A 7,695-nucleotide genomic window follows, 5' to 3' on the forward strand; every position below is an offset into this window, starting at 1 on the left:
CGTATCCGTCTGGTTCTGCCCTGTTCGAAGATTATACCACAAATCCCCGCATTGTACACTATTTACTGTCGGAAATCTTTTTCCGGCGGGTGTCCGGGGGCAGCTTTTTTCATAAAGCTATGAATATGGAGGAACTTAACAGCTGCGAAAATTGTCTATTATGCAGCCGGGTTGTTTTTCGTTTCTCTTTATTAATTCCCGGTAATAGGGCTGATTATTATGTTTTCAGGGGTAATTCCCGTTTTTCTTGTAACTATGTCTTCAATCTGTGCTCTCTGGGCATCTGTAAGGCTGGGTGCATTGACTACCACGTCCACGCCGGAGCCGCTGATGCTCACTACCACGTCGTTAAAGCCTTTGGCTTCCAGAAGGATTTCAGCTGCGGTTTCTTTTTCAGCCATGTCGGTAAGGGCTATCATGCCGTTGATGGCGTCCTGCTTCTGTTCTTCACTGATGTTTGTATTGTTTATGATGTCAAGAAGTGTTTCTTTATTTTTTGCTCTGGTCTGTTCCTTCTGCAGCTTGGCTCCGGCAAGGGAGGTAACTCCTGCAGAGCTTGTAAATACGGCTTCTCCGGGTACTTCGCCGTTCTGTACGTCCGCTTCCTCAGCTACCTGTTCCGCGCTCGCTTCATCCATATTTTCCGCCACCACCGCTACCTGTGCGCTGCCCGCTTCCTGGGCCTGTGCATCCGCCGACATCTGGGCATCCAGATAGTCCGCCGCTGCCACACCGTCCAGATCAGAATCCATACTGTCAATATCCGACACCACGTCTTCCTCTGACAAATCCAGCAAAGCAGTCATATCCTCTTCTGCGTTTCCGGCATCCGCGCTTGTAAGCTTCTCTTCTCCTGCCTTGGTTCCTGCAAAATTCAGGTACCCTGCCACTGCAATCATGATTGCCAGCGCCGTAATCATTATTTGGTTGCGTTTCAACACATTCTTCACTCCTGTTCCCTCTGCTTTCTGCTATTTCATCTTAACTACTTTAATCTTATTAAAGGATGCCGATTTTTATGCCTCTTTGGAAGATTTGTATATTTAATGTATATTGCAATTTTTTCTGATAAAAAACGACATCCTTTTTTCTGCGCTTTATAAATAGGTAAAAACAGATATTATATTCCATATATCGTGCATAAACATCTATTTAGAAGACATGTATAATATTAGGAAATCAGAATTTAAAGAGTATTGATAAAATAGGAAGCGCCGATTTACTGGCCTCTTCAAAATCAAAGAGCTGGACTGCATATACTGTAAAAAATTTATCTGCATATAGGCAGATAATGGTGGTGCAGGTATCAGCAGCCGGAACATATTACAATAGCTGTATCGTACCCACAGCCCTTTTCCGTACCTTAACTACTCAGGATAAAAGGATATCCAGTAATACTGATGGTACAGGCTCCGTAAATGCGTATTACGGTGGCAATGATACAACCGTATATCTTAAAAATGATACTCCAAACGATAATACAGCGGCTTACCTGTACGGGATTTATTAAAGCGGGCATTACCTATAACGATAGAGCAAAATTGAAAATTTCCCTTGCCACACATTTGTTTCGGCAACGCGGCTCACCTTAATATCCGAGGTTCTCAATGACAAGTCGGACGTAATCAGATATCTACTATCATGGTCTTTCCTGTAGCAGAGTAGCATTCCGATGCAATTCTCCTGATTGAAACCTGATGGATAATTAAAATATTGAACTGACGACGTTAAGGTTCCTTCGATGTAGGTTAGGCGGCTGGCATTACTTTCTAAATTCTGATCATAAAAAAATTTTGTCTGAATAGCATCCCTCAAAAATATGCATAAATAACTTATAACATGCATAAAATTGCAAACAAAAAAAGCGCCGAAGCGCTTTTTCTGTAGTACGTAGTAGGGTATACACCCAGATAAGTAAAAAATAACATTAAAATAATGTCAATCCACATATCCCAAGAATTGGTGGGATATGGCATATCGCAAACCATCCTTTGCTGTTAAGTCGATAATACCATAGATTTTTGTTTTTTGCAAGTCAAAAAATAAAAATAGAAAAACTACCTATGATACTTTTTAGGCGGAATCCAGGTGGTTTTTCTATTTTGGGGTGATACCAATAATTATAATAGCATAAAATTGAAGCTTTTTCAAGAGTCTTCCCCCGCCCATATCATGGACTGAAGTACATGAAGGATCTTTTGCGCTGCCGTATATCCTGCTGTGAGATTTTCCATACAATTCAACTGGACTTCCTCTTTCACGAACAAATGCGACATATCTGATGCATATCTAATATTACGTGGGTATGCGTCCGGTATATAATCCGGTTTTCCAGTTATCGCACACGTCCCATTTTGGGGAAGATAACTGGTGTACCACTCTATCCAACTCTCAGAAATTGTGGTTTTCATTCCCGGCAAAGCGAATGAAATACATGCTCCTTCTGAGGCCTGGATATTTGTCAGGATGGGAGCCAACTCCATCCTTATTGTTCCCCGACGAAGATATTTATACACGGCGTATGCAAGTAGATCATCTGTTTCCGAAAGATAATTTCTCAGCTGATCCATATAAGCGATGTACCTCTTTTCTCTTCCCGGAGTTTCTGACAGATACGTAATATTGTCATGGATTGCATGCGGAGCAATATTAGATGTTCTGGTCTCCGATTGTACCGTGCACGGGATCGGCATAACTTCATCTATTTTCTTTGCGGCCAGCAACTGGCCATTGGGAGAAAGGAGGACACCTATTTTTGTCCGCGTCATAGTATGCGCTATTGGGGCAACGGTTCCGGTCCTCCAGCTATTATCATACAACTTTATTAGCTCCTTATAGTTCATCCCCAGCCCTCCGGTGATAGAACATTTCCGATTCCATCCTCCCAGGCTTCAGCTATCGGATCCACTCCTCCCTCAATTAATTCCCAATCTCCGGAATTAATAAAAATTTCTCCCAACCTTTCTCCGTTTTTTGTAACTTCTACAAGCTCATTGGAAATTAACTTATATTGAATCCCATTAATGGCTACTGTTTTTTTCATAATTTTTCCCTTTCAATTTTTTCATAAGCGATTCTGAAACGTCATAATGTTCCATTTTTATTCTCGCTTTCCTATTTTTTATTTTATCCGGCGCACCACTTCTGCGCCGTTCATGATGATTTCGCCTTCATCCTCTCCCCATTCCCATCCCCAACGGGATTCAATGGCTACAAGATATATATGTTTACCGGGATAATCAGATTCTAAGGCGGCGCGATAATTATTAAGTTCACCGCTCACTTCCTCAATTTTCCCGTCTAAATAATCCAGAAAATCAGATTCGTCAGAAACAAATATCGCGCATGTTCCTGAAAGCTCTTCCTCGGTATCAATCCCACCATCCCATCTATGGCTTTTCGGTATTTCTTCTCCGATTGAAAATTCTCTATTATCAAATCTGATTCCCCATATATTATACATTGCGTATCTCCTATTTGTTTGCTATAATTTTTTTGAACGGGGGAGCGGTGGCAAGCCCGCCCTCCCTTGTTTCTTCCTTGCCTACTCTGTGTCTGTAGGCTTATTTTTTTCTGTCGGCTTGTATTTTTCTTCGCCGGTTTCGATATAAAGGATGAAGTCATTTATATCTTTTTCATTCCAACCGGCTGCTCTGAGTCCTAAAATTACTCTTGACGCTTCCTGCATATTCATGTTATCCATTTTTTCCTCCTTCCTCCGCTTACCCGGATATTCATTAAGGCTTGCTCTTCCTTAACTACCTTTATTATATACTATTCGTACGAATATTTCAAGCCTTTTTTATTATAATTTTCTCACCTTCTAATGATATAATCACCTCTTTCTCTTCCTGAGTGATGCCTAACGCTTTTACAAATTCTGTGGGAAGTGTAAGTCTTGCCATCATAGCATTTTTACTTGCCGTTCCTCCAGGTTTGTTAAATAATATTTTTTTCTTTACAGTTTCCATGAGCACCTCCTTTTTTATTATCTTACATTATTTGTACGAATGTTTCAATGGCATACTATATTATTCGTACGATTTTCACATTTTTTATTCGTACGATTTGTTTACTTTTACCATTGCGTTATTCGTACGAATAGTGTATTATAGAATTATCAAAAGGAACACAGAACATAATTCCCCACCCGGCGGGGGTGCGTCGGGAGAAAGAAGGAAAATATGAAAATTTTAAATGATTTTGAATTTAGCATGACTGGTGCATTTGTATCACCTGAGGATGTATATTGCATCCAGGTGTCACCAGGAGAAAACATCATAGAAAACTGTGGCGGGTGGTATGCAAAAGATTTCATACATACGTATGACAAACCTATGACATTGGTTGTTGATAGATTGAAAACAAAAGAAGGCAAGATACGTGTCTCGCAGATACGGCAAGAAATTGATGGACACAATGTTTGGCAGATTGAGGTTGAGCCAAATGAACATTTGCGCAATATCTGCAAAACTAGAGGCGCAAAAATAATTTCATGTCCTGGGGAATACACTCCAATAACAAGGTATGGTGAGGTCGCCATTCCTGATTTTAAAATGTCTGGTACGCATTTTTACTTAATGCCGTTCCAAACTTTTATGGAAATATACGGCAATATGAAAATACGGGGAGAATTGAAATAAATGTAAAGAGGGGAGGCTTGCTCCCCTCTTTTGTGCGACGTCGCAATTATACTTTCCGGAGCTGGCCTGTCCGGAGCAGATTAAGCATGTGAGTATTCTGAACTGCCGTGCCAGCATAATCAGTAATACCATTCGCCGCCGCTATCTGCGCCCGATGCTGGTAGGATCCATCCTCCCCGATGCTCTCCAGGGCCTTACTGATGGATGTACCGTGCCAGATGTCCTGTAGGTAATATTCCGGGGCCTGCGTCTCCCAAAACGGAATGTAGCAGACATTAAGGTCCACCGGTCCTGTGATACCATCCACGCGTCCCTTGCTGGTGTATTGCCAAGCTACCAGCGGCTGTGATGGAGCAGGCTTGTACTTGTCCGCGGGCGGATTATCTGCCAGAGCATAGTATCCGCTGCTGGGATACCGAGCTATCCAAAATGGGCAATCAAACGCCGCGGTGTCAAATACCCTTTCCTCATAAAACGACTTCCCCGTGTAAATTCCAAAATCGTAACCAGCGCCGATAATAACATTCGCCGCAGACTGTATCAAGCCTGTCAGGACACCCTTATTGAGAGCGCGCAGGGAATTGTCCTCCACGTCCCACCAAACACGGCAGGTGAGGCCATGAGCGCGTAAAAGCGCTACTACCTGCTGAGCTTCCACTGCCGCCTGCGTGGGAGTGAGTGCATAGGTATACTTGTAGACCTCAAATGGAATCCCTTGTGAATTGCATCCTGTCACATTGGCCGCGAACTGTTTATCCGGTTTTCCAGAATGCCGGACAGACCGCAGGACAGCAAAGTCTACACCGGCAGCCTTAACAGCAGCCCAGTCAATAGAATCCTGGTTGTCTGAAACATCTATTCCTTTCCACATTACCTTATCCTTTCCCTATATATAGGAAGGAAGGGGAATTACTCCCCCTCCTGCTCCACTTCTGTATTCTCTGTTTCTATGCCGATTGCCGCCGCATCAGTCAGGCCCTCACCGATTATGTATCCGATTACCGTTGCTCCGGCCATAATCAGCGCCGTCACCTGGGTTGCCTGGTTCTCCGGGCCGCCGCAAGCTACAATCATCATACTCACAAAACTTGCAACCGCAGTCCACAGTTTCCTGCTTGTCAATTTTCTCTTCCAATTAATTTCTTTCATTCCTTTTTCTCCTTTTCTAAATCTTCAATTCGACGATTTGCTACCCTTATTTTTTCTTCCTGCAGCGCAGCCACTTCTTCCAGTTTGTAGGTGCGTTCAATCACATTATTATGCTTATCCACGCGCTTTGTAAGCTCATCAAGCCGGTATTCCACAAGCGCTATTGTTTTACTGTGCTGCTCCCGTGATTTTCGCATCTGATAATAATTGTTAATCATGCATACCAACAGCGTCACCGCTGCGGAAAGAATTGCTTCACTCATTACTTTCTCCTCTCCGGATTATTCTGCCTGATATTCCTGCCCGGTTATCTCCCGGTACTCCGCCGCTGTAATCCATTTCCCTACAGCGGAATACACACGGTCGATATCCCACAGTTTCCTTTTGTAATAGGTTTTTACCTTTTCATAATTCTTTGACATAGTTTTTCCTCCTTTTCTTTTTTACAGTTCAACGCCGGTTTCCATTGCCAGGTAATCAATATCCGCGGTGTTTTTCTCAGTCTTCGCAGCCACAAGGGAAACTGCAGGAACCTTTTCCAGGACCACCGTAACAATGTCTGCATGGACTTCGCGGAAGCCACTCTCGGTGGTTACGTCCTCAACTGCATAATCAATCTCCTGCAGCACATTCGGAGTGTACTCCATGCTGCCGAATTTTGTGTACCCTGCGTAGCCACGGAGCAGCGCATTATCCTCAAAATAGCGCAGAGGTGAAAGCTTTGCCTGGTCCTTAAAGGTTGACACCAGAGTGTCCAGGCCCGTGCCAGGCACTTTGATTTTCAGGATGTTGCCGGCGCAGGAAACGCCGAATACTTCCATTTCTGTGTTGTCGGAAAATCTTAATTTGTTCATAGTTTTCTCTCTTTCTTCCGGTTTTTCCGGATATAAAAATAAGCCCTCAAAAGAGGACTGGTTAACAAATGATTATTGTGTAAATCAGAAATCAGCATCATATAGCTCATAACTTTCTTCAAATATATCTGGCTTGCATGGATACAACTCACCTGCGATTCCTTTGATCACGTAATCACCAACGCTTACATGATGAATTCCCTCCAACGTATCAATTAACAGTTCACATGGCGGATCATCCGGCTTCAGCGCTCCATAATGCATGATTCCTTTTTCGTAAGCATCCACTGCCCAGTCAGGTACGTAATATTTTCCATCGGATCCCCTCAAGTCTCCATCATACTTGAACGCTTCTATAACTACTGGCTTTTTCTTATATTTCACGGTCTTCTTCCTTTCTTTTACGATATTTTGTTTGCAGTTACGTAGATTTAAGGTGATTAAATCAGAATTTACAGTGGCAAAAAATTGGAGAGCTTTCCGGAACGACAACAAAAAACATCGACTTCAGCGAATACAAGGAAATCTATCTGCTAACTCGATGCTCTGGCAATCCCACCCTGGCCTATTCCATTATTATCCCTGTAGCTGCTCTCATTTCTAGCGCCTTGCAGTATTGTAATGGGGGATATACTTCTGGCACCGGTGCGCAGTGTGCTTGGAATGTATCCATCAGCTCCTGCCAGCTGATGGCCTGCAATAGCGGCGGCACCAATTATACAGGCTCCAATACCATTATTTACGCGCGGTAATGCGGACTTTAAGAGAATTTTATATTTTGTACAATACCTGATCCAAGCATTTCCACACGAAAATATTTATATGAAGAAACATCATACTCTTTTGTTTCATTGGCGGAAGAAGTACAGAATCCTAACGAAGTACCTGTATTTATCACATAAGTTGATTCATTGCTTCCCATAAACCAGATAGCAGATCCACTTGTCCTACAGGTGAATAATATCTTGTTACAATCGGATACATCAAATTCAGCCGCAACTCTTCGGTATGTAGGTTCTGCCTGAATATATGATGTGTTGCCCAAGTTA

At 42.7% G+C, this 7,695-nt stretch carries 14 protein-coding genes; 1 reads left to right on the plus strand and 13 read right to left on the minus strand.

Going from position 1 to position 7,695, the window contains the following annotated elements; translation table 11 throughout:
- Window positions 1–191: 191 nt before the first annotated feature.
- The 6 genes from DXC51_RS19555 to DXC51_RS19580 form a co-directional block, all read right to left on the minus strand.
- Window positions 192–950, minus strand: a complete 759-nt coding sequence (locus DXC51_RS19555; protein WP_025491114.1) for a SpoIIIAH-like family protein — start codon at window positions 948–950, stop codon at window positions 192–194.
- A 1,197-nt stretch (window positions 951–2,147) separates the two neighbouring features.
- Complete coding sequence (locus tag DXC51_RS19565; RefSeq protein WP_117545202.1) at window positions 2,148–2,843, minus strand: type I-C CRISPR-associated protein Cas8c/Csd1; 696 nt, start codon at window positions 2,841–2,843, stop codon at window positions 2,148–2,150.
- A complete protein-coding gene (locus DXC51_RS19570; protein WP_117545203.1) occupies window positions 2,840–3,043 on the minus strand; it encodes a hypothetical protein in 204 nt (67 codons plus the stop codon). The genes DXC51_RS19565 and DXC51_RS19570 overlap by 4 nt, the downstream gene beginning before the upstream one ends.
- Window positions 3,044–3,121: 78 nt before the next feature.
- Window positions 3,122–3,463, minus strand: a complete 342-nt coding sequence (locus DXC51_RS19575) for a hypothetical protein (RefSeq protein WP_117545204.1) — start codon at window positions 3,461–3,463, stop codon at window positions 3,122–3,124.
- An 81-nt stretch (window positions 3,464–3,544) separates the two neighbouring features.
- Window positions 3,545–3,703: a hypothetical protein gene (locus DXC51_RS29595; protein ID WP_181970140.1), complete on the minus strand. Its 159-nt coding sequence runs from the start codon at window positions 3,701–3,703 to the stop codon at window positions 3,545–3,547.
- An 88-nt stretch (window positions 3,704–3,791) separates the two neighbouring features.
- Complete coding sequence (locus tag DXC51_RS19580; protein ID WP_117545205.1) at window positions 3,792–3,971, minus strand: hypothetical protein; 180 nt, start codon at window positions 3,969–3,971, stop codon at window positions 3,792–3,794.
- Window positions 3,972–4,184: 213 nt separating this feature from the next.
- Between DXC51_RS19580 and DXC51_RS19585 the strand changes: the two genes are divergently transcribed.
- Window positions 4,185–4,643 (plus strand): hypothetical protein, encoded by a 459-nt coding sequence (locus DXC51_RS19585; protein WP_117545206.1) that lies wholly within the window; start codon window positions 4,185–4,187, stop codon window positions 4,641–4,643.
- Between the two features lie 46 nt (window positions 4,644–4,689).
- Here the strand turns inward: DXC51_RS19585 and DXC51_RS19590 are convergent, their stop codons facing one another.
- The 7 genes from DXC51_RS19590 to DXC51_RS29815 all read right to left on the minus strand — a co-directional run.
- Window positions 4,690–5,514 carry a GH25 family lysozyme gene (locus DXC51_RS19590; RefSeq protein ID WP_117545207.1) on the minus strand — a complete coding sequence of 275 codons (825 nt, stop codon included), beginning with the start codon at window positions 5,512–5,514 and terminating at the stop codon, window positions 4,690–4,692.
- A 38-nt stretch (window positions 5,515–5,552) separates the two neighbouring features.
- The gene (locus tag DXC51_RS19595; RefSeq protein ID WP_117545208.1) at window positions 5,553–5,792 is read right to left on the minus strand and encodes a hypothetical protein; all 240 of its coding nucleotides are present in this window, start codon (window positions 5,790–5,792) and stop codon (window positions 5,553–5,555) included.
- Window positions 5,789–6,055, minus strand: a complete 267-nt coding sequence (locus DXC51_RS19600) for a hypothetical protein (protein WP_117545209.1) — start codon at window positions 6,053–6,055, stop codon at window positions 5,789–5,791. Before DXC51_RS19600 ends, DXC51_RS19595 begins: the two co-directional genes overlap by 4 nt.
- A gap of 18 nt (window positions 6,056–6,073) precedes the next feature.
- The gene (locus DXC51_RS19605) at window positions 6,074–6,214 is read right to left on the minus strand and encodes an XkdX family protein (protein WP_117545210.1); all 141 of its coding nucleotides are present in this window, start codon (window positions 6,212–6,214) and stop codon (window positions 6,074–6,076) included.
- 21 nt (window positions 6,215–6,235) lie between these two features.
- Window positions 6,236–6,646 (minus strand): hypothetical protein, encoded by a 411-nt coding sequence (locus tag DXC51_RS19610; RefSeq protein WP_117545211.1) that lies wholly within the window; start codon window positions 6,644–6,646, stop codon window positions 6,236–6,238.
- Between the two features lie 84 nt (window positions 6,647–6,730).
- Window positions 6,731–7,030, minus strand: coding sequence for a hypothetical protein (locus DXC51_RS19615; RefSeq protein WP_117545212.1), 300 nt, complete (start codon window positions 7,028–7,030; stop codon window positions 6,731–6,733).
- A gap of 376 nt (window positions 7,031–7,406) precedes the next feature.
- Window positions 7,407–7,695: hypothetical protein (locus DXC51_RS29815; RefSeq protein ID WP_207660867.1), on the minus strand; the 289-nt coding region annotated here is incomplete at its 5' end.

The organism is Eisenbergiella massiliensis, from assembly GCF_003435485.1.